We start from the raw sequence: 22915 nt of genomic DNA on the forward strand, positions 1-22915 counted from the left end.
TTGTCACTCGTGGTAGGAATAGGCCGCAATGGCCTCGGCCCAGTCCTTCACCGGCGTCGTGAAGGCCTTGTCGGCTTTGACGTCGATGAGGCAGGGGCCTTCTCCCTGCAATGCTCTCTCGAATGCGCCGGCAAGATCGCCCGGAGAGCGCACGGTTTCAGCGCGAGAGCCCAAGGCCTGCGCAAAACCCGCCCAGTCGTGATCCGGCAATCGCGTCAATTCGTCGGGCGTTGGACCGAGCCCATGCGCGCGCAACCAGACATTGCCGAGCGCGGCATTGTTGATGACGACATAGATCACCGGCAGCTGGTAGCGCGCCGCGGTGGCGATTTCCATGCCGCCCATGCGCATGCATCCATCGCCCGTGACGACCGCCACGCGGCGGCGCGGCTGTGCGCATTGCACGCCGATCGCAGCGCCGATCGCCCAGCCCATCGGCCCGAGATTTGTGGCGGATACGTAGGTTTTGGGTTCGTAAGCTTCCCAGTAATGGCCGGCGAAGGCGCGATGGGCGCCGGAATCCACCACCAGAACGCCGTCGCGCGGGAATGCCTTTCTCAGCTCGCTGATGACTCGCGCCGGATGAATCGGAACCGCATCGCTCTCGCAGTTTTCCGGATCCTGCAGGCGCGGTTGGGAGCGGATCTCGGACATCCAAGCCGCGCGTGCGGAGAGAGTCGGCTCGAGAGCCGCGCGCAACTTGTCGCTTTGATCGAGCAGATAGCGAAGATAGGCGCCGCAGCTGCCAACGATCCCGCCGTCCTGGACATGCGTCCCGATTGCGGAGGGCAGCAAGTTCACGCAGATCGTCTTATTGGGTTTGACTTGGAGCGCCCAATGCATCGTGTCGCGCTCGTTCAGTCCTGACCCCAGAATGATCAGCAGATCGAGCGAGGGGTCCATCAAGGCGGCGCGGGAGTGGTGCGTCCCCGCATAGCCGAACACGCCGAGCGAGAGAGGATGATCCTCCGGGAAGACGCCCTTTCCGCGCAGCGTCGTCGCGACGGGAATGCGCCAAGTCTCGGCGAATTCCTTCAGCGCATTGGCGGCTTTCGAGTGCTCGACGCCCGCGCCGGCCAATATGGCGATTTTGACGGGCGACTTGCCGCCAGAACCGCCATGAAAATGCTGCAGCGACGACTCGGCGGCCGCCATCGACAGCGCGTTGTAATCGACCAAGGCCCGATCGATCGGCGTATGGCTGACGGAAATCTCTGCGGCCAGGCAGTCGCCAGGCAATGAGAGGTGCACGGGCGCAGCGGGACGGGTGCGAAGATGTAGCAGGGCGTGCTCAAACAGATGCGGCATATTCTTCGGATTGTCGACCGAAGAGGAATAGCGCGTCAGCGGCTTCATGATCGCGACGTCGTCGAGCGTCTGGGGGCTTGCGTCCTGAAATACGCCCAAGCCCTCGAGGACAGTCGCCACTTCGCCGCTCATCAGAAGTAGCGGCGAGCCATCGGATTGCGCGGTCGCCACCGCGGTGACGGTATTGGTGAGGCCGGGGCCGCCGATGCAAAGCGCGGCGCCGAAATTTCCGCTCGCCCGCGCGTAGCCGTCGGCCATATAGGCGGCCCCGCCTTCTTGCGCGGCGACGATCGGCGTCAGCGCCTCCTGTCGTCCGAAAGCCGGCAGAAAAGGATCGACGAGCCCGCCGGGCACCATGAACACATGGTCGAGTCCTTCGCGCGCCAGCGCTTCGAGGATAAAATCGACCCCTAGGTGCATTCCCAGCTCCATTGACGCGTCAGGCGCGCATGAAAAAAGCGCATTCGCCAGCACTTCATATAGTCGAGCGCAAGCTTGAGGATCAATGGACGATTTTGACCGCCACAGGCGCAGCGGGAGCAAGTGGCGTCTCGCGGCACATCGCGAACTCGGCCGTCGCCGCCTGAGTGAGTCCGTGCGACCAAGTTCCTATTTATGCTGTCGGCGCTGCTTCAAGGGCCGCGCCGATGCGCTTTTCATATCTTCGGCGAGATGACCAAGGATCTGATCGTTCCCGCCGCGGAGGGCCTCTACTGCCCTCGTGGGAAATTCCACATCGACCCCTGGCGCCCGGCGGCTCTGGCGGTGATTACGCACGGCCATTCTGATCACGCGCGATGGGGCAGCGGCGCCTATCTCTGTCACGAGGATTGCGCGCCGATCCTGCGCAGACGACTCGGCGACGTTCGCATCGAGACGCTGCGTTATGGCGAGAGCCGAGATATCGGCGAGGTGCGGCTTTCGCTGCATCCCGCCGGCCATGTCATCGGCTCGGCGCAGGTGCGCATCGAGCACCGGGGCGAGGTCTGGGTCGCCTCCGGCGACTACAAGCTCGAAGCGGATGGCGTTAGCGCGCCCTTTGAGCCTGTCAGGTGCCACGTCTTCATCACCGAATCGACATTCGGCCTTCCGATTTATCGCTGGCGTCCACAAGCCGAAGTGATGGCGGACATCAATTCATGGTGGGCGGAAAATGCGCGCGCGGGACGCGCCAGCGTCATGCAGGCCTACGGGCTCGGCAAAGCGCAACGTCTGCTCAAACATCTCGACACGAAGATCGGACCGATCGTCTGTCACGGCGCGATCGAACCGCTGAATCAAATTCATCGCGATCTCGGCATCGCGCTGCCGCCGACCTTCAACGTCGGCGTGCTCGACAAGGCGGGGCTTTCGCGCTGCCTTGCGCTCGCGCCGCCCCATGCCGTGCAAAGCGGATGGATTCGACGCTTTGGCGATCATTCGGACGCCTTGGCCAGCGGATGGATGCGGTTGCGCGGCAATCGGCGACGCCGCGGCGTCGATCAAGGCTTCGCGCTTTCCGATCATGCCGACTGGCCGGGGCTCTTGCAGGCGATCGCCGCGACAGGCGCAGCGCGGATCTTTGTCACGCATGGAAGCGGGGAGGCGCTGTCGCGCTATTTGCGCGAAAGAGGATATGACGCGCGGCCGATGGCGACAGAATATGGCGACGAAACTCTGGAGGGCGAGGCGGCGCCGAACGTCGAGGCCGACACAGACGGCGCATGAAGACCTTCGCCACGCTCTACCGGCGCATCGACGCCGCGACGTCGACGCAGCATAAGAGACAGGCGCTGATCGACTATTTGCGCCTTGCGGTCGGCGATCCGAAGCAATACGCCAGCGCCGCCTGGACGGTCTATTTTCTCGCCGGCGGCAAGCCGCGCCAGATGATCTCGACCAAGCTCCTGCGCCAGCTCGCCTTGGAGGCGACGGATCTGCCCGAGTGGCTCCTTGACGAGTGCTATCACAGCGTCGGCGACCTCGCCGAGACGCTGGCGCTTTTGTTGCCGCCGCCGACCCGCGTGGAAGACGCGCCGCTCGATCTTTGGATGAACGAACGGCTATTGCCCTTGCGTGAGCGCGATGATGCTGAGCGGCTCGCGGCGCTGAACGACTGGGTGGACGCCATGCCCTCCGACGACCGCTTGCCGTTCTTCAAGCTCGTCACCGGCGAATTGCGCATCGGCGTCTCGAAGCTGCAAATGACTCAAGCGATCGCCCAGGCGACCGAGCTTGACGCCAAGCTCGTCGCGCAGCGGATGATGGGCTACACGCAGGCGAACCGCGCACCTCAGGCGCAGGATTTCGTGGCGCTCGTCGCGCCGGCCGAAGCGGGCGAAGACGGGCGGCCACTGCGTGGCCAGCCTTATCCGTTCTTTCTCGCGCATTCGCTTCAGGCGCCGCTCTCCGCCTTTCCAGAGCTGCTCGGCCCAGTCGACGACTGGCTCGTTGAATGGAAATTTGACGGCATACGCGCGCAGTTCATTCATCGCGCCGGAGAGTGGTGGGTGTGGTCGCGCGGCGAAGAGCTTGTCAGCGACAGCTTTCCGGAGCTTGCCGCGCTCGTCGATTTTCTCCCCGACGATATTGTCCTCGACGGCGAGCTCATCGTCGTCGCGCCTCGTTCGGACGCGCGTTCCGCCGTGGACGACCTTAGCGATCTGCGCCCCTTTTCTGAATTGCAGCAGCGTCTCGGACGCAAGGTTCTCACGCCCAAAATGCTGCGCGACAGGCCAGTGGCGCTGATCGCTTATGACCTGCTCGAGAAAGACGGCCACGATCTGCGCGAAAAGCCGCAGCGGGAGCGACGTGCGCTTCTCGAAGAGGTCGTGTCGCGCGCGCATTCCTGCGCGGTGCAGGTCGGAGCCGATTTGCCGTTGCGACTGAGCCCAGCGCTGACGCAACCCGATTGGGAGTCCTTCGCGCGACAGCGCGAAGAGGCGCGGGCGCGCGGCGCCGAAGGCATGATGCTGAAGGCGATGGGCGCGCCTTATGGCGTCGGACGCCAGAAGAGCGGCGCCAATCTATGGTGGAAATGGAAGCTCGATCCGATGAGCGTTGACGCCGTGCTGATCTACGCCGCGCGGGGACACGGGCGACGCTCCGGCGTTTACAGCGACTACACATTCGGGGTGTGGAGCGGCCCGCCGGAGCAGACGGACCGCACGCTGCTGCCCTTCGCCAAGGCCTATTCCGGGCTTTCCGACGAGGAGATGCGCAAGATCGACGCGACGATCAGAAGGACGACGATCGAGAATTTCGGACCGGTGCGCAGCGTGCGCCCGACCATGGTTTTCGAGCTCGGCTTTGAGGGAATCGGCGCGAGCAACCGCCACAAAAGCGGCATCGCGGTTCGCTTTCCCCGCATGTTGCGCTGGCGACAGGACAAGCCCGTGGAGGACGCCGACACGATCGAGGCGTTACGCGCGCTATTGCCCTGCGGCGGCGCATAAGCGGACGACGCGCCAAACAGTCCGCCGTGAACACCCAATTCGCGGCGATGACGATAGTTCCGATACGTTTGCGCTTGCGCCAAAGTTGGATCGTTAAGCCTGCGGCATGCGCGAGAGCGGGCCAGCTAACGCTTGACGTCGATCGCGCGCAAGTCTCCCGATGGAAGCGTATCGGCTTCGTCTTTGAGATCGACGCCGGTCAGCTGGCGTCGGCGCGCCTCATGGCAAAGATAAACCAGCTTGCGCGCGGCGTCGGCATAGGGGAGGCCCTGCGGGCGGATATTCGAGAGGCAGTTGCGCTCGGCGTCGGTTCGGCCGACGCGCGGCGCAAATGTGAGATAGACGCCCATGCTGTCCGGCGAGGAGAGGCCCGGCCGCTCGCCAATAAATACCGCCGCGAGTCTTGCCCCAAGCGTTTCGCCGATATCGTCGCCGAGCGCCACGCGCCCCTGTTCGGCGAGAACGATTGGCGCGATTTTCCACGATGTTCGATCGAGGAATTGCAGCGCTCTTTCGAGCACTGGAATTGCGTGCCGGGCGATTGCGCGGGCGGAAAGCCCTTCGGCGATGACGAACGATAGGTCATAATCTCCCGCGAGGGCTTTGAGATGCTGGCGGGAGTCGTCGTCGAGTTTTCGACCGAGGTCGGGACGCAGCAGAAAGCTGCGCCGATCGCGCGCGGCGCTCTTCACGCGGACGACCGTCAGCCCGCGCGAGGTCAGCGCGTTGAAGAGCCGGTCGGCGTCGAGTCGCTCTTCCACCGCATCCCGCGCCTCGGCATGCGCCAGCTGGAAATCGAGAGTAGCGCGCGTCGTCAGCGCCGCTCCGGCGCGCGGCAGGAATATTCTCGCCGGCGTCGCCGAACGCAGCATCGACATCTTATCGAGAGGCGTCGGGCGATCTTCGGCCATCCTCAGGCTCTTTCGAGAAGCGGCGCAAAGGATGCAGGAAGCGCCGGCGGCTGCAATTCGCCACGCGCGTCCGTCAAACCGACATCCGCGAGCCATTGCGCAAACTCCGGAGCGGGCGCCAGATTCAGCATACGCCGAACGGCAAGCACGTCATGATAGGAGGTGCTTTGATAATTCAGCATGACGTCGTCCGCGCCGGGGACGCCCATGACGTAATTAACGCCGGCGACCGCGAGCAGCGTCAGCAGATCATCCATATCGTTCTGGTCGGCTTCGGCATGGTTCGTGTAACACACGTCGCAGCCCATCGGCAGGCCGAGCAGCTTGCCGCAGAAATGGTCTTCGAGCGCCGCCCGCGTGATCTGCTTGCCGTCGAAGAGATATTCGGGGCCGATAAACCCGACGACTGTATTGATCAGCAGAGGATCGAACATCCGCGCGACGCCATAGGCGCGGGCTTCCAGCGTCTGCTGATCGCAATTCCAATGGGCATTGGCCGAAAGCGCGCTGCCCTGGCCGGTCTCAAAATACATGACATTGTCGCCAACGGTTCCGCGCTTGAGCGCCAGCGCCGCCTCGCGCGACTCGCGCAATAACGCGAGGTCGATCCCGAAGCTTGAATTGGCGGCCTGCGTGCCGCCGATCGATTGAAACACCAGATCGACGGGCGCGCGTCGCTCCATCAGCTGCAGCGTCGTTGTGACATGCGCGAGCACGCAGGATTGCGTCGGAATGTTCAGCGTCTCGCGCAGTTCATCGAGAAGGCTCAGGAGTTCGTAGCACTGTTCCGGACTGTCGGACGCCGGATTGACGCCGATGACCGCATCGCCATTGCCAAGCAGAAGTCCGTCGATGGCGCTTGCGAGGACGCCGCGCGCGTCGTCGGTCGGATGGTTGGGCTGAATGCGCGACGACAACCGCCCGCGCAGGCCGAGCGTGTTACGAAATTTCGTGACGACGCGCCGCTTTGCGGCGATCAGGATCAGGTCCTGGTTGCGGCAGATCTTCGAGACCGCTGCGGCCATTTCGGGGATGATCCCAAAGGTCAAGGCCGCGAGCGCGTCCTCATCGACGGCGTCGGAGAGAAGCCAGTCGCGAAATTCGCCGACGGTCAGCGAGGCGACCGGCGCAAAGGCGTTTCGGTCGTGGCCGTCGAGGATCAATCGCGTGACCTCGTCTTCTTCGTAGGGGACAAGCGCTTGGTTCAAAAACACGCTTAAAGGCAGATCGGCGAGGGCCATTTGGGCCGCGACCCGCTCCGCCGCGCTCGCCGCCGCAATGCCGGCGAGGCAGTCGCCGGAACGCAATGGGGTCGCCTTCGCCATTAGCGTTTTAAGGTCTGGGAACCTGTAGCTCGTTCCACGTATCGTCGTCGCATACATGGCCAGACCTCGAAAGACCTTCTCACAGGCTATGGCGCCCCAGCGGACATGTCACCGTCCGCTCCTAGGGTTTTCCCCAAGGCCCTTCGTAGCCCATGGCCTTTGCGCGCCAGCCGCATATATTAGCTCAGTCAGAGTTTATTTTATTGCCCGCCGGAGCCGATGTCAGCCCATACCGCAGATCCAGAAACTCTGATACGCGCGCTTCCGCTCTGGCGCGGTCCGATCGAGATCGCGCCGTTGCTCGGCGGCATCACCAATAAAAATTATATCGTCAGAGATGGCGATCGATCCGCCGTCGTTCGCCTTGGCGGCGACATCCCCGTTCATGGCGTCATGCGCTTTAACGAATTGGCGGCGAGCAGTGCCGCGGGCGCCGCAGGCATATCGCCGAAAGTTCTGTGTGCCGCGCCGATGGCGATGGCGCTCGAATATATCTCGGGCCGCACCTATGAGCCGGAAGACATGCGGGCGAACCGCAGACGCTGCGTCGATCTGATCAAGCGCGTTCATCGCGAGGTTGCGCTGCATTTGCGCGGGCCGACCCTGGCGTTCAACGTCTTCCACATCATTCGCGACTACGCCCATACGCTCGTCGAGGACAACAGCCGGATGGCGACGAAATTGCCGCGCTTGCTCGCGGCGAGCGAAATTTTGGAAAAGACGACGGGCGCGATCGACCTCGTCTTCGGCCATAATGATCTTCTTGCCGCCAATTTCATCGACGACGGGCGTCGCCTTTGGCTTGTCGACTGGGATTATGCCGGATGGAATACGCCGCTGTTCGATCTGGGCGGACTCTCTTCGAACAATGGCTTTGACGCCGCGGATGACGACGCGATGCTCGAGGAATATTTCGAGGCGGCGCCGACCGATGCATTGCGGCGCCGCTTCAAGGCGATGCTTTGCGCCTCGCTGTTGCGTGAAGCGTTGTGGAGCCTTGTCTCGGAGAGTCGGTCCACGATTGATTTCGATTACGTCGCTTATTCAGAACAAAATCTGACGCGCTTCGATGACGCCTGGGCGGCGTTCCAGCAGATGGAAAGAGCATGACGGATCTCCCGCGAAGCGCCCAGATCATCGTCGTCGGCGGCGGCATCGTTGGCTGCTCCGTCGCTTACCACCTCGCCAAGCGCGGCGTGGAGACGCTGCTGCTTGAACGCCATCAACTGTCCTCGGGTTCGACCTGGCATGCGGCGGGACTGATCGGTCAATTGCGGACCAACGCCAACATCACCAAGCTCCTCGGCTATTCGGTGGAGCTCTACGACCGGCTTGAGGAAGAGACGGGCTATGCGACGGGCTGGCGACGCAATGGCGGACTGCGTCTTGCCTGCAACGCCGACCGATGGATCGAAGTCAAGCGGCAGGCGACGTCCGCGAGGAGCTTCGGTCTGGAGATGCAGCTCCTGAGCGCCAAGGAGGCGCAGTCGCTCTGGCCGCTGATGAATGTCGATGACGTCATCGGCGCGGCCTTCCTGCCGACCGACGGTCAGGCGAATCCTTCGGACATCACCCAGGCGCTTGCGAAAGGCGCGCGGCTTGCCGGCGCGAAGCTGATCGAGGGCGTCGCCGTCACGGACTTCTTCATCGAGAACGATTGCGTGCGCGGCGTCGTCACGAATCGCGGCGCCGTCGCCTGCGAGAAGCTCGTGCTCTGCGCGGGCCTCTGGACCCAGCCGCTGGCGGCGCGCGCCGGCGTCGCCGTTCCGCTCTCGGCGGTGCATCACCAATATCTCGTGACCGAGAAAATTGATGGCGTGACCAGCGATCTGCCGACGCTGCGTGATCCGGATCGACTCACCTATTACAAGGAGGAGGTCGGCGGTCTCGTCATGGGCGGCTATGAGCCGAACCCCGTGCCTTGGTCATCCGGCGCCGTGCCAGAGGATTTCGCCTTTCGGCTTCTCGAAGACGATTGGGATCATTTCGAACCGATTATGGATCTCGCGCTCGGCCGCGTGCCGGCGCTCGCCGAGGCCGGCGTCAAGCAGATGATCAACGGCCTCGAAAGCTTCACGCCCGACGGCAATTGGATGATCGGAGAAGCGCCGGAGGTGCGCAATTTCTTCGTTGGCGCCGGCTTTAACGCCTTCGGCATCGCGTCGGCGGGCGGCGCCGGCATGGCGCTCGCCGAGTGGGCCGCGGACGGCGAACAGCCGTTCGATCTCTGGCCGGTCGATATCCGCCGCTTCGGCGCGCCGCATAAGGATCCGGCCTGGGTGCGCGTGCGGACGCTCGAAGCCTATGCGCGCCACTACAGCATCGCCTGGCCCTTCGAGGAATTTACGTCTGGCCGGCCGCTGCGGCGCTCGCCGCTCTACGAACGCCTCAAGGCGAAGGGCGCGTGCTTCGGCGAAAAAATGGGCTTCGAACGGCCCAATTGGTTCGCGGATGTGAGCGTGGGCGAAGCGCCGCGGGATCGCTATTCATTCGGCAGGCCCGGCTGGTTCGATGCGGTCGGACGTGAGCATCGCGCATGCCGGGCGGCGGCGGCGCTTTTCGATCAGACAAGCTTCGCCAAGGCGCTCATTGTCGGCAAAGACGCCGAAGCGGCGCTGTCCTGGATCGCCGCCAACAATGTCGCCAAACCGGCGGGCGCCGTCACCTATACGCAGTTGTTGAACCACAATGGCGGCATTGAATGCGATCTGACGATCACGCGATTGGCGAAGGACCGCTTCTATGTCGTGACGGGGACCGCCTTCGGAACGCACGACTTCGACTGGATCAGGCGATCGATTCCCCAGGGCATGGACGCGCGAGTCATCGACGTCACCTCGGCGAATTCCGTGCTGGCGCTGATGGGTCCGCGCGCGCGAGAGATTCTGCAATCGTGCTGCGACGATGATTTTTCCAACGCGGCCTTCCCTTTCCTGAGCGCCCGTGAAATTCGCTTGGCGGGCGCGCCGGTGCTGGCGATCCGCGTCACTTATGTGGGCGAACTCGGCTGGGAGCTTCATATCCCTGTCGATTTCGCCGTCTCGGTCTATGATGCGCTGGTTGTCGCGGGCGCGCCCTTTGGCCTTGTCGACGCGGGCTATCGAGCGATCGAATCTCTGCGTCTGGAGAAGGGCTACCGCGCGTGGGGCTCGGATATCGGTCCGGATCACACGCCGCCGACGGCGGGCCTGGGCTTCGCCGTCAAGATGAAGTCCGGCGCCCCGTTTCAGGGGAGAGACGCGCTCGTTCAAGCTGCTGGCTCGTCCTTGCCGCGGCTTCTCGCCGGCTTCGCCGTCGACGATCCTGAGATCGTGCTGCTCGGGCGCGAAACGATTTACCGCAACGGCCTGCGCGTCGGATGGCTATCCAGCGGCGGCTATGGCTATTCGATCGGCAAGGCGATCGGCTACGGCTATGTTCGCAACTCCGACGGCGTCGATCCGGCTTTTGTGCTCTCTGGCGAATATCAGCTCGAAATCGCCGGCGAGCGCCGGCCGGCGACCGTCTCGCTTTCGCCATTCTATGACCCGAAAGGCGAACGCTTACGCGCTTAGCCGCTGCGACTACGCTTCAAGTGAATGGCCGACGTCGGCGGCGCCGCGGAGATTGCGCGGCGCGTGAAATTTCGAGATCGCCTCCTCGACGGCGTCGAGCGCGAGATCGAGGTCGTCTTGCGAAATGACGAAGGGCGGCGCCAAGCGCACGACCGTGTGATGCGTCGCGGTCGTCAGCACGCCCTTAGCGAGCAGGCCCTCGCAGATTTCTCGCGCGCTCGCGTAGCGCGGGTCTATGTCGACGCCGGCCCATAGGCCGCGCCCGCGAACTTCGCTGATCGCCGGAGCGCGCATCGCGTGCAGCCGTTGCAGCATTCTCGCGCCAAGCGCTTGGCTGCGTTCGACCAGCCGTTCGTCGCGAAGGACATGCAGCGCCTCTAAACCGACGGCGGCGGCGAGAGCGTTGCCGCCGAAGGTCGATCCGTGCGAGCCCGGCGTGAAGACATCCATCACTCCGCGTTTCGCCACGAAGGCGGAGACGGGCAGCACGCCGCCGCCGAGCGCCTTTCCCAGCATCACGCCGTCGGGAAGGACATTCTCATGCTCAAAGGCGAACCAGGCGCCGCTGCGCCCCAAACCCGATTGAATTTCGTCCAGCAGCAGCAAAACGCCGCGTTCGTCGCACAGTCGGCGCAGTCCCGTGAGCCAGCCGTCCGGCGGCACGATGATGCCCGCCTCGCCCTGGATCGGCTCGACGAGAATTGCGGCGGTCTGCGGGGTGATGGCGGCTTCGAAGGCGGCGAGATCGCCAAACGGCGCGGCGCGAAAACCCGGCATGAACGGACCAAACCCGTCCCGATACTCGCGTTCCGAGGAGAAGCTGATGATCGTGGTGGTGCGGCCATGGAAATTGCCTGCGGCGACGATAATCTCGGGATTGGCGACGCCCTTCACGCGATTGGCCCAGCGGCGCGCCGCTTTGATCGCCGTCTCAACCGCCTCCGCGCCGGTGTTCATCGGCAGCGCGACGTCAAGTCCCGTGAGGGTGCAGAGCTCCTCGAGAAACGGCGCGAGCCGATCATTGTAAAAGGCGCGAGACGGCACCGCGAGCCGCTGCGCCTGCTCAGCGAGCTTTGCAAGGATTCGGGGATGCGCGTGACCGAGGCTGACAGCTGAATAGGCGCTCATCATATCGATGTAGCGCCGGCCTTCCACATCCCACAGATATGCGCCCTGTCCCCGCGTGAGTACGACGGGCAGCGGGTCGTAGTTTCTGGCGACGTGCGGGTTCCGGAACTCCGAGTTGTCCATATCCGAGAGCTTTTGGCGCGCATTCGTATTGGATAAATGCGTGCGAACGATCATGTACTGACTACATTACATGGGTACATGCGGGGCGCGGCGCCAGCCGCGCATCAGCCGCGAACATCGGGAGTTGAAATGGAGGCGCGCGCTTTAGATCCTGGCCTCGCCGGGGAAGCCGCGGCCCTCCTGCGCAAGCTGGGGGTCCAGGCACAGGCGTTTGAGCGCGGCTCGGTGGCGACCCGCTCGCCCATTACTGGCGAGATCATCGCGCGCGTCGAAAGCGCCGATTCGGCGACTGTGCATGGCGCCATTGCTAGAGCGGCGCATGCCTTTCGCATCTGGCGCAACGTCCCGGCGCCGCGTCGAGGCGAATTCGTGCGACTGCTGGGCGAGGAGCTGAGAGCGGCCAAGACCGAGCTGGGGCGTCTCGTAACGATCGAGGCCGGCAAGATCACAACGGAGGGTCTCGGCGAAGTCCAGGAGATGATCGACATCTGCGATTTCGCCGTTGGCCTGTCGCGTCAGCTCCACGGCTTGACCATCGCGACCGAGCGCCGCGGCCATCGCATGATGGAGACCTGGCGCCCGCTCGGCGTCGTTGGAATCATCACCAGCTTCAACTTTCCTGTCGCCGTTTGGGCCTGGAACGCGGCGCTTGCGCTGGTCTGCGGAAATACGCTGGTCTGGAAGCCCTCTGAAAAGACTCCGCTTGTGGCGCTGGCGACCCAAGCGCTATTCGAGCGCGCCGCGGCGCGTTTCGGCGATGCGCCGGACGGGCTTTCAACCGTGCTTGTCGGCGGGCGCGACGTCGGTGAAACGCTTGTCGAAGACGCTCGGGTTCAACTCGTTTCCGCGACGGGTTCGACGGCGATGGGGCGCGCTATCGCGCCTCGCCTCGCGGGTCGTTTCGCGAAGTCTATTCTGGAACTCGGCGGCAACAACGCCGCCGTCGTTTGCGCCTCTGCGCCGCTTGGTCTCGCTGTGCGAGCGATCGCCTTCTCGGCCATGGGCACCGCGGGCCAGCGCTGCACGACGCTGCGGCGGCTGATCGTGCATGAAAACGTCTATGACGAACTTCTCGGCCGCTTGCGGCGCGCCTACGCCTCAGTTCCGGTCGGCGATCCCCGAGACGGCGCCGCGCTTGTCGGCCCGCTCATCGATCAGAACGCCTATGCGGCGATGCGCGCCGCGCTCGACGAAGCGCGCGCAGCAGGGGGCGTCATCCTCGGCGGAGAGCGCGTGCTGACGGAGACATTCCCCGACGCGTTCTACGTCCGCCCGGCGCTCGTGGAAATGCCGGGGCAGACGGACGTCGTTCGGCGGGAGACATTCGCGCCCATCCTTTATGTGATGAAGTTCCGCAGCCTCGATGAAGCGATAGAGCTGAACAACGATGTCGCACATGGCCTTGCGTCATCGATCTTTACCGTACGTCTGGACGAAGCCGAGCGCTTCATGGCTGCCGACGGATCGGATTGCGGCATCGTCAATGTGAACATCGGACCTTCCGGCGCCGAAATCGGCGGAGCCTTCGGCGGCGAGAAGGACACGGGCGGCGGCCGCGAAGCGGGGGCGGACTGCTGGAAGTTCTATATGCGCCGCGCCACCAACACGATTAACTATTCAGGCGAACTGCCGCTGGCGCAGGGCGTCAAATTCGATCTGGACGTTTAGCGCATGACGCTACGCTCATGATTTCCGCCGCTGAGGGATTACATACCTGAGGGTAGCGAAGGTCACAAAAAAATGAATGACGCTTCCGCTGACTCGATTCGGGCGATGTTCGCCTCGGCGGTCTCGGACATGTATCAGGCCGAAGCGCCGCAGTATCGCGCGATGCAGGCGCTCGTCGCTGACGTAAACCGGCGGACGCTCGCCGACGCGCCGCAACTCAAGCGGCGCCTGGTGGAAAACAATGAACTCGAGCGACTCGACGTTGAGCGCCACGGCGCCATTCGCGTCGGAACCGCCGAGGAACTGTCGATGCTGCGCCGGCTCTTCGCGATCATGGGAATGGCGCCCGTCGGCTATTACGATCTGTCGATCGCCGGAATTCCGGTGCATTCGACGGCATTCCGTCCGATCGGCGAACACGCATTGCGGACTAATCCCTTTCGCATCTTCACTTCCCTTCTCAGGCTGGATCTCGTCGCCGACGCGCAGGCGCGCGAGATCGCCGCCAAGGTTCTGGCGCAGCGCGACATTTTTACGCCGCGCTGCCGAACGCTGATCGATCTCTTCGAAAGACGTGGGTTCGATGATGGAGAGGCGCGCGAATTTGTCCTGGAGGCCGCGAGGATTTTTCGCTGGAACGGGCAGGCGACGGTTTCATCGGCGGTCTATCGGACGCTGCATGAGACGCATCCGCTGCTCGCCGACATCGTCTGTTTCAAAGGACCGCACATCAATCATCTCACCTTGCACGCGCTCGATATCGACGCCGCGCACAGCGCCATGGCCGCGCGCGGTATGAATCCGAAAGCGATTGTCGAGGGGCCCCCGCTTCGCCGCTGCCCGATCCTGTTGCGCCAGACGAGCTTCAAGGCGCGCCCCGAGCCCGTCGAATTCATCGAGGAAGACGGCCGGCGCGTGACGGGCGCCCATGCCGCGCGCTTCGGCGAGATCGAGCAGAGAGGCGTGGCGCTGACCGCGAAGGGCCGCGCGCTTTACGACAGGCTTCTCGCCGAAGCTCAGGCCGCGGTTCCGCTCGCGACAGACGGCGCCAATGCGCGCGCCTTTAACGAAGAGCTGGCGCGGCGCTTCGCGCCGTTCCCCGACGATTATGAGACGCTGCGGCGGGAAAGGCTCGCCTTCTTCCATTATTCGGTCGATCCAAGCGGGAGAGGAAGGGAGCTGATGTCTCCTCCCTCGTTGGATGATCTTCTGCGGACGGGAGCTCTGCGCGCCGAACCGATCGTTTACGAGGATTTCCTGCCGGTCAGCGCCGCAGGGATCTTTCGCTCGAATCTTGGGGAGCAGGGTGAAGAGGACTTAATCGAGCGCGCCGACCGACGCGCCTTCGAGGCCGCGCTCGGCGCGCCGGTTTTTGACGAGTTCGCGCTCTACGAGGAAGCGGAGATGCGCTCACTAGGCGCAAGCCTGCAGGCGCTTGGCGTCGATCACGCCGCTTGGGTTCAACCGCCAAAAACGGGCGCCGCGCCTATTGGCGCGGCGGAAAGCAGCCATAACTGAGGAGTAGGGCGCTCGACGCATGGGCGGAGGCGCCGCGTATCGGAAGGCGCATGCGACGCATCCTGGTTACGGGCGCCCGCGGCCAGATCGGCGTTGAGCTGACGCTGGCGCTGCGAAAGCGATATGGTGCGGCGCGCGTCGTCGCCTCAGACCTCGCAGAGGCGCAGCCATCGGACGACCTTTATGAGCGCCTCGACTGTACGCAGGCGGACGCGGTCGCCGATCTGATGCGCCGGCGCGACATCGAGGTCGTGTACCACCTCGCAGCGCTTCTCTCGGCTGTCGCAGAGGACAGGCCGCAGGCCGCCTGGAGCGTCAATATGAGCGGCCTCTACAATGTGCTTGAGGCCGCGCGCCGCTTCGGTTGCCAGGTGTTTTTCCCAAGCTCAATTGCGGCGTTCGGTCCGTCGACGCCACGCCGTGGCACGCCGCAGATCACGATTCAGCGGCCGACGACCATCTACGGCGTCACCAAGGTCGCGGGCGAATTGCTCTGCGACTATTACGCGACGCGCTTTGGCGTCGACGCGCGCGGATTGCGCCTGCCGGGTCTCGTTTCTTCCGCGGCGCCGCCCGGCGGCGGCACGACCGACTACGCCGTCGAAATGTTTCGCGCCGCTGTTCGGCGCAAGCGCTATTCCTGCTTCCTCGCCGCGGAGACCCGTCTCGACATGATGTATATGCCGGACGCGACGCGCGCGATCATGGAGTTCATGGAGGCTGATCCCGAGCGCCTGCGGTTTCGCAATGCGTATAACGTCACCGGCATGAGCGTCACGCCGCGAGAAATCGCCACGGAAATTCGCAAGCACGCGCCCTCCTTCGCCGTGGACTACCGCGTCGACCCGTTACGCCAAGCGATCGCCGACTCCTGGCCGCAGTCGCTTGACGCCAACGCGGCGCGGGAAGATTGGGGGTTTGCGCCGCGCTTCGATCTCGCCGCCATGACGCGGGATATGCTCGCGCGTCTTGGCGCGGCGACAGATCCATTTGACGATCCGAATTCTGACGAGGTCCCCAATGCCAATGCAGGGTTTGGCTAAGGCGCTCGCCGCGCAGCTCGGCGAACTTTCGCAGGCCGGGCTGCTCAAAGGCGCGGAAAGCGTGCTCTGTGGCGTCATTGCGCCGCGTGACGGCTACGGTCCACGCTTTCTCATCGAAGGCGAAGGCGACAAGCCGTTCCTGCGCATGAACGCCAACAATTATCTCGGCATGTCGCTGCGCGAAGAGGTCATCGGCGCCGAAGAAGCGGCGGCGACGTACTATGGCGCCGGGCCCGGCGCGGTGCGCTTCATCAGCGGCACCTGGTCGCCTCACGTCGCCTTGGAGCGTCGGCTCGCCGCCTTTCATTCACGGCCGTCGGCGATCATCTTTTCGTCGGCCTATGCGGCGATCATGGGTCTCATTCCGCAGATCGTCAGCAAGAAGACCGCCGTCATCAGCGACGAGCTCAACCACAATTGCATCATCAACGCGATTTCTCTTGCGGCGCCTGCGGAGAAGCGGATCTACAAACATCTCGATATGGGCGAACTCGAGCGATGTCTCGACGAGACCGCGAAATCATGCACCCGCGCCATCATCGTGACCGACGGCGTGTTCAGCATGCGCGGCGATCACGCGCCGCTCGACCGCATCATGACGCTGGCGCGCAGCCGCGATAACGCCTTCGCGGAGGGCGCGATCGTCGTCGTCGACGATTCACATGGCGTCGGCGCGCTCGGCGCAACTGGGCGCGGCGCGGAGGAATATACGCGCTCGGTTCCGGTCGACATTCTCGTAGCGACGCTCGGCAAGGCCTTCGGCGTCAATGGCGGCTATGTCGTCGGCGACGAAATCCTCATCCGCTACCTGCGCGAGCGTTCGCCCTTCTACGTCTACTCCAACCCCATCACGCCGGCGGAAGCCGCCGCCGCGCATCAGGCGATCGACATCCTGGACAGTCCGAACGGCCTATCGTTGCTCGAGCATCTGCGCGCCATGACCGCGCGCTTCAAGTCGGGGCTCGTCCGGCTTGGCTTCGAGACGCTGCCCGGGGAGCATCCGGTCGCGCCGCTCGTGACCCGCGACAGCGCCCACACCGTCGCGCTTGTCGAGCATCTGCGGCGCCGAGGCATTCTGGTTACGGGGCTTACCTATCCGGTCGTGCCGAGGGGCGACGAGGAGATCCGCTTTCAGATCAGCGCGGATCACACGGCCGCTGACATCGACGCGGCATTGGAGGCGCTGGCCGAGATGGCAGAGGAGAATGTTCCGCTGGCGCGGGCGAAGCAGCTTTAGGGCGCTATTTACCGTGGCGGCGCCGCCTGATTTCGAAGCGCGGCGAGAGCCGAGGAAGCATCCATGGACAGCGCGCGTTACCACAAGGCGAGCATCGGAAACCGCTTGCTTCAGCCGGAAACGCTCATGCTGGGCTACGGCTACGATCCGACGCTGTCGGAAGGCGCGGTTAAGCCTCCGGTATTTCTAACGTCGACCTTCGTGTTTCGAACGGCCGAAGAGGGGCGCGACTTCTTCGACTATATGGCCGGTCGTCGTGCGCCGCCGGCAGGCGAAGAATCCGGACTGGTCTATTCACGGTTCAACCATCCCAATCTCGAGATCGTCGAGGACCGCCTGGCGATCTACGAGCACGCCGAATGCGGTCTCGTCTTTTCCTCCGGCATGTCGGCGATCGTCACCACGATTCTTGCCTTCGCGCGCCCAGGAGAAACGATCCTGCGCAGCCGTCCGCTCTATGGCGGCACGGAAGTTCTCATCGACAAGACGCTGGCGCCGTTCGGACTGACCGGCGTCGGCTTCACCAACGGGCTCGACGAAGACTCTATCCGCGCCGCAGCCGCGCGCGCGATGGACGTCGGACGGATCGCGATGATCTTCATCGAGACGCCGTCCAATCCCATGAACAGCCTCGTTGATATCGCGCTGGTGCGACGTATCGCCGAAGACATCGCGGAAAAACAGGGCTCGTGGCCGGTCATTTGCTGCGACAACACGCTGCTCGGCCCTGTTTTCCAGTCGCCGCTCCGGCACGGCGCCGATTTGTCGCTCTATTCGCTGACGAAATATGTCGGCGGGCACAGCGATCTCATTGGCGGCGCGGTTGTCGGATCCTGCGCGCATCTGAAGCCCATTCGCGCGATGCGTAGCGCCATCGGCACGCAGCTCGACGCGCATTCCTGCTGGATGCTCGGCCGCTCGCTCGAGACATTGTCTTTGCGCATGAACCGGGCGGCGGAGAACGCGGCGATCGTCGCGGACTTTCTCGCCGGTCATCCCAAGGTGGCCCGCGTTCACTATCCGCCGCTGCTGCCGGCTGATCATCCCGAAAGGTTGTTGATGGCGCGCCAGTCAAGTTCCGCCGGCTCCACCTTTTCCTTTGAGGTCGTGGGCGGACAAGCCGAAGCCTTCGCGTTCCTCAATCGGCTGCAGATCTTCAAGCTCGCCGTCAGCCTCGGCGGCACCGAATCGTTAATTTGTCATCCGACGACCACCGTGCATTCGGGGCTCACCGAAGAGGCCCGCCGCGAAATCGGCATTACGGCTTCGCTCGTTCGCGCATCGATCGGCATCGAACATCCGGACGATCTTATCGCCGATCTGGCGCAGGCGTTCGATTGATTGATCTTCGTCGTAGCGTTCGCTGCTGCAAGCTGGGCGCTAAGCCCTGTTAATCGGGCGCCGCAGACATATCTATTCCAAGGAACCTTGTGGCCATAAATCGAGCTGAGACTGGACAATGAGAGTAGCGAAGGAAGTGCGAGACGACCGAACCGTTCTGAGCATCCAGGAGGATCGCATCGATGCGCACAACTCGGGCGAGCTCAAGGACTTGGTGCTAAAGACGCTCGAAGGCGGCGCTCAAAACGTCGTTATCGATTTGGCGAGAGTTCAATTCATCGACAGCTCAGGGCTGGGGGCGCTGCTCTCCGGCTACAAGAATGCGAGTTTGCGCTCGATCGGGTTCGCCTTGGCGGGTCTGCAGCCGCGTGTCAGGTCGATGTTCGAACTGACGCGACTGCACCGTGTTTTCGATATCTATCCAAGCTTGCAGCTGGCGCTGAGCGCGTGAGTCCGCGAATGGGGTGGGCGGGAATCGAGATGTGCGAGACAGTCGTCAATCTGGACATCGTCGTTCCCAATCAGACACGATATCTGCGTTTCGTTGGCGCAATCGCCGAGCAGCTTGCGAAAGAGCTGGACGTTCCGGAGGAGACGCGCGACACCCTCGCTTTTCACCTCAATCTTGCGCTAACCGAGGCCGTCGCCAACGCCATTCAATATAGCTCCGCGGCAAATTCGGCCGACTCCGTTCGGATCTCTTTTTCGGTGGAGGACTCCAATCTTTCCGTCCGGGTTTTCGACCACGGCCGAGGTTTCGACCTTGCTGCTCTGCCGACGCCCGAGTTCGACGAACTTCGCGAACGCGGCCGCGGCATATTCTTCATTCGCTCCGTGATGGACTCTGTTCAATATCACAAGACGGAGTCGGGCAATGTTCTCGAAATGCGCAAGAAGATCGCCTAGCTGATGGTTGCCTGTGCTTCGCTCTCCGGACACATTGACGTCTGAGACGCCCCGCGTCGCGGACTGGGATTCCGCGGTGCGGGATTTCCTCCGCCGCGCCGGTCGCCGTTCTGGGCTGAATCTCTCCGGCGAGGCGCTTGACGCGCTGCCCAAAGCCTATCGCTATCTCGTGCCGGCGCGGCGCGCCGCGCGCGATCTCGCGCTGATTGCGACCAAAAACGAGCGCGAGATCGTCGAATTGCGTCCGCTGCGCGGCCCCGGACCCGATGTCGTCCGATACGAAGTTCGCCTGATTGGCGCCAAAGTCCATGCGCTCGATGAACTTCTGCCGATGCTGCAGAACCTCGGACTGCGCGTCGCAGACCAAATTCAGTTCGCACTCAATCTCAGTATCGGCCCGCGTTTCATTCGAAGCTTCATCGTCGAGCCCTCCATGCGCAGCGGCGCGAGCGTCGCACGATCACACGGTAGACTGTTGGAGGCGCTCAAAGCTGTGCTCTCAGCCGAAGTTGAGAGCGACGCCTTGAACGGGCTGGTCTTGGTCACCGCGCTTGACTGGCGGCAGATCGATCTCTTTCGCGCCTATAGCAACTACTATCAGCAGCTCGGCCTGCGGATCGAGCGCACTCGCATCTATCGCGCGCTTTTGCATAGTCCGGCGGTCGTCCAACTCCTCTATCGTTACTTTGAAGCGCGGTTCGAACCGGATCGCGGCGGACGCGATTCCTTTGAGATCGAGTTGGAGTCGCTCACGCCGATCAGGGCTCAGCTTGTCGACGTATTGGACAAGGTCACGGATAGTGGGGACGATCGCATTCTTCGCGACCTCTTCAATCTCATTGACGCGACGGTGCGCACCAACTTCTATTTTTGCGGCGATTGGACGCGGAAGTTCATTGCTCTAAAGATCAGCAGTCTTGGCGTGTTCAACATGCCGGCTCCAAAGCCTATGGCGGAGATCTACGTTCATTCACCTTCAATGGAAGGCGTGCATCTGCGGGGCGCGAAAGTCGCGCGCGGCGGCATACGCTGGTCGGACCGGCCCGAGGATTTTCGCGGCGAAGTCCTGGCGCTGATGCAGACCCAGATGATCAAGAACGCCCTCATCGTGCCGCAGGGCGCCAAGGGCGGCTTTGTTCTGAAGCTTCCCTTTGAAGACGCGACGGAGCGCCAGCGCCTCGGGAAGGAGGCATATTCGCAGTTCCTGCGCGGGCTTCTCGATCTCACCGACAATTTGAAAGATTCGCAGATCATCCGGCCGCCGGCTCTGGTCGCTTATGACGGCCCCGACCCTTATCTCGTCGTTGCGGCCGACAAGGGCACCGCCACCTGGGCTGACGTCGCGAATGAGATTTCGAAATCCTACGGCTTCTGGCTCGGCGACGCCTTCGCGAGCGGCGGCGCACATGGCTATCATCATAAGCGACTGGGCATTACTGCGCGCGGCGCCTGGGTCTGTGTGAGACGGCACTTCCATGAACTCGGTCGTGACGTCGATGCGGAGCCGATTACCGTCGTCGGAGTCGGCTCTATGGATGGCGACGTCTTCGGCAACGGCATGCTGCGCACGCCGAACATTCGGCTGCTCGGCGCGTTCGACGGTCAGTACATCTTCATCGACCCCAACCCGGATCCGCTCATTTCCTTCGCCGAGCGACGCCGTCTGTTCCAACTGCCGCAGTCGACGTGGCGCGACTACGACCCGGCGCTGCTCTCACACGGCGGAGGCGTCTATCGGCGCGACGCTAAGGATATCCCGCTAAGTCCACAAGTGCGCGCATGGCTCGGCGTGCGGCACAGCGCCATCGATGGCGAAGCGCTGGTCCGCTGGCTCTTGATCGCGCCTGTGGATCTGTTGTGGATGGGCGGGGTCGGCACTTATGTCAAGGCGAGCTCGGAGACGAATGAGAGCGTCGGCGATCGCGTCAACGACGGCGCGCGCGTCGATGCGCTGCAGCTTCGCGCCAGGGTGGTTGGCGAAGGCGCCAACCTCGCCTTTACGCAGCGGGGGCGCGTTGAATACGCCCTGAGAGGCGGCCGGATTAATACCGACGCGGTCGATAATTCGGCCGGCGTTGATCTCTCCGATCACGAAGTCAATTTGAAGACTCTGCTGCACACGCGGCCGGACCAAAACGCGCCAGACGTCGAAGATCCCAATCGCTTGCTCGAATCCCTCACCGAGGAGGTTTGCGCGTCCGTATTGCAGGACAATGACCAACAGAGTCTTTGCCTGTCATTGGATCGCGTGCGGTGCCGCATCAATCTCGATCCATTCATGGACCTCGCGGAGCAACTTGGAAACGCCGGCTATATCAATCCTGCGGCCGAGGCCTTCCCGACACGAAAGGATGTCTCGGCGCGCGAGACGAAAGAGCTGACGCGACCGGAGCTCGCCTTGCTGATGGCCAGCTCGAAGCTGGCGCTGAAGCAGAGGCTGCTGGAAGACGAGGCGTTTCTGCAGGGTTCGTGGTCGTATGAATTTCTGGCGAGCTATTTCCCAGAATATTTGCGGTCTCATTTTTCGGAGCGGATCAGGAGTCATTCACTCTCGCGGGACATCGCCGTCACGGTGATCTGCAACAAGGTCGTTGATCAGGCAGGAGTTTGCTTCCTGCTGCTGGGCGAGGGATTGGTCCCAACTCTGCTCAGCTATGCCGTCAAACTCTATCTTTCCTTCGATCGAATCTTCGAGGGTGATCGATGGCGCGCCAGTTTTCGCGAAAGTCGCGAATTGGACGCCGCGCGCCAGTATGCGCTGCTTCTCCAACTCGAAGACGCGCTGGCGTACATGTGCCATTGGTCGATGCGACGTGGGCATCGGCTGAGCCCCGACGACGAAGACATCGAGCGCTGGCGTTCCGATCTGCGCGCCTATCGTGAACGCGTGGGTGTGAGCGAAGCGCAGGATGACCCGTCTGTGGCGTCGCCCTATTTCGATCGGCTGCGGAATTTTCCTTTCCTTGTCGCGCTTACCCGCGAATCGGGAGAGGACATGCGGGTCGCCGGCGCGTATTTTGATAAGGCCGCCAATCTGTTTGGATTGCAAAAGCTTACCGTCCTTCTCGCGGACGTGAAGCCTAGAGACCTCTGGGAGCAGCAGTTGCAGGCCGCGCTCGACGCGCGAATGCGGGATGCGTCCGCGCGCATCGCGTCCATGCAGTTGCTGAGCGGAATCGCCGACGCGCGGGCGTTGTTTCGAAACGTCGGCCTGGAGTTTCGCCTCGCCGGGCTTGAGCGGCTGGCGTTCAAACTCGAGGCTTCGCTCTTAACGACGCTGACGCCCTTCGCAGCCTTCGTCGCCGAGCTGAACGCCCTGGTCGACGCGTGCGACGCCGCTTATCGCAGCCGCTCGGCAGGGGACGCGGACAGGGCGCGAAAGCCAAGCCGCGCGTCCTCGGAAGCAGGAGCTTCGTAGC

The 22915-nt window shown here is 63.3% G+C and carries 16 protein-coding genes; 12 read left to right on the forward strand and 4 right to left on the reverse strand.

The window, feature by feature from the left end; all coding sequences use genetic code 11:
• Positions 1-3: 3 nt before the first annotated feature.
• Positions 4-1728 carry a thiamine pyrophosphate-binding protein gene (locus tag ACR65W_RS05455; RefSeq protein WP_434498193.1) on the reverse strand — a complete coding sequence of 575 codons (1725 nt, stop codon included), beginning with the start codon at positions 1726-1728 and terminating at the stop codon, positions 4-6.
• Between the two features lie 252 nt (positions 1729-1980).
• Here ACR65W_RS05455 and ACR65W_RS05460 point away from each other — a divergent pair, with 252 nt between their 5' ends.
• Both ACR65W_RS05460 and ACR65W_RS05465 read left to right on the forward strand, forming a co-directional pair.
• A complete protein-coding gene (locus ACR65W_RS05460) occupies positions 1981-3015 on the forward strand; it encodes a ligase-associated DNA damage response exonuclease (RefSeq protein WP_434498194.1) in 1035 nt (344 codons plus the stop codon).
• Complete coding sequence (locus ACR65W_RS05465; RefSeq protein WP_434498195.1) at positions 3012-4742, forward strand: ATP-dependent DNA ligase; 1731 nt, start codon at positions 3012-3014, stop codon at positions 4740-4742. Before ACR65W_RS05460 ends, ACR65W_RS05465 begins: the two co-directional genes overlap by 4 nt.
• 125 nt (positions 4743-4867) lie before the next feature.
• Here ACR65W_RS05465 and eutC read toward each other — a convergent pair whose 3' ends face one another.
• Together eutC and ACR65W_RS05475 are read right to left on the reverse strand one after the other, a co-directional pair.
• Positions 4868-5653 (reverse strand): ethanolamine ammonia-lyase subunit EutC, encoded by a 786-nt coding sequence (gene eutC / locus ACR65W_RS05470; RefSeq protein WP_434498196.1) that lies wholly within the window; start codon positions 5651-5653, stop codon positions 4868-4870.
• A gap of 2 nt (positions 5654-5655) precedes the next feature.
• Complete coding sequence (locus ACR65W_RS05475; protein ID WP_434498197.1) at positions 5656-7035, reverse strand: ethanolamine ammonia-lyase subunit EutB; 1380 nt, start codon at positions 7033-7035, stop codon at positions 5656-5658.
• 162 nt (positions 7036-7197) lie between these two features.
• On the opposite strand from ACR65W_RS05475, the gene ACR65W_RS05480 reads away from it, so the two are divergent.
• Together ACR65W_RS05480 and ACR65W_RS05485 are read left to right on the forward strand one after the other, a co-directional pair.
• Positions 7198-8088 carry a phosphotransferase gene (locus ACR65W_RS05480; RefSeq protein WP_434498198.1) on the forward strand — a complete coding sequence of 297 codons (891 nt, stop codon included), beginning with the start codon at positions 7198-7200 and terminating at the stop codon, positions 8086-8088.
• On the forward strand, positions 8085-10532 hold the full coding sequence (locus ACR65W_RS05485; protein WP_434498199.1) for a GcvT family protein: 2448 nt from the start codon (positions 8085-8087) through the stop codon (positions 10530-10532). Before ACR65W_RS05480 ends, ACR65W_RS05485 begins: the two co-directional genes overlap by 4 nt.
• Positions 10533-10541: 9 nt before the next feature.
• Here the strand turns inward: ACR65W_RS05485 and rocD are convergent, their stop codons facing one another.
• Positions 10542-11837: an ornithine--oxo-acid transaminase gene (gene rocD, locus ACR65W_RS05490; RefSeq protein WP_434498200.1), complete on the reverse strand. Its 1296-nt coding sequence runs from the start codon at positions 11835-11837 to the stop codon at positions 10542-10544.
• Between the two features lie 75 nt (positions 11838-11912).
• On the opposite strand from rocD, the gene amaB reads away from it, so the two are divergent.
• From amaB to ACR65W_RS05530, 8 genes are all read left to right on the forward strand, one after another.
• Positions 11913-13451, forward strand: coding sequence for an L-piperidine-6-carboxylate dehydrogenase (gene amaB, locus ACR65W_RS05495; protein WP_434498201.1), 1539 nt, complete (start codon positions 11913-11915; stop codon positions 13449-13451).
• A gap of 72 nt (positions 13452-13523) precedes the next feature.
• A complete protein-coding gene (hglS, locus tag ACR65W_RS05500; protein ID WP_434498202.1) occupies positions 13524-14969 on the forward strand; it encodes a 2-oxoadipate dioxygenase/decarboxylase HglS in 1446 nt (481 codons plus the stop codon).
• Between the two features lie 50 nt (positions 14970-15019).
• Positions 15020-16012, forward strand: a complete 993-nt coding sequence (locus ACR65W_RS05505) for an NAD-dependent epimerase/dehydratase family protein (RefSeq protein ID WP_434498203.1) — start codon at positions 15020-15022, stop codon at positions 16010-16012.
• Positions 15990-17249, forward strand: a complete 1260-nt coding sequence (locus ACR65W_RS05510; protein WP_434502375.1) for an aminotransferase class I/II-fold pyridoxal phosphate-dependent enzyme — start codon at positions 15990-15992, stop codon at positions 17247-17249. The genes ACR65W_RS05505 and ACR65W_RS05510 overlap by 23 nt, the downstream gene beginning before the upstream one ends.
• 63 nt (positions 17250-17312) lie before the next feature.
• A complete protein-coding gene (locus ACR65W_RS05515) occupies positions 17313-18590 on the forward strand; it encodes a cystathionine gamma-synthase family protein (protein ID WP_434498205.1) in 1278 nt (425 codons plus the stop codon).
• A gap of 118 nt (positions 18591-18708) precedes the next feature.
• Entirely contained in the window at positions 18709-19041 is a 333-nt protein-coding gene (locus tag ACR65W_RS05520) for an STAS domain-containing protein (RefSeq protein ID WP_196400872.1), read from the forward strand.
• Between the two features lie 8 nt (positions 19042-19049).
• Positions 19050-19496, forward strand: coding sequence for an ATP-binding protein (locus ACR65W_RS05525; RefSeq protein WP_434502377.1), 447 nt, complete (start codon positions 19050-19052; stop codon positions 19494-19496).
• 76 nt (positions 19497-19572) lie between these two features.
• Positions 19573-22914, forward strand: coding sequence for an NAD-glutamate dehydrogenase domain-containing protein (locus tag ACR65W_RS05530; RefSeq protein ID WP_434498207.1), 3342 nt, complete (start codon positions 19573-19575; stop codon positions 22912-22914).
• Position 22915: the final 1 nt, after the last annotated feature.

The organism is Methylocystis sp. (genome assembly GCF_051062815.1).
Taxonomy (GTDB): domain Bacteria; phylum Pseudomonadota; class Alphaproteobacteria; order Rhizobiales; family Beijerinckiaceae; genus Methylocystis.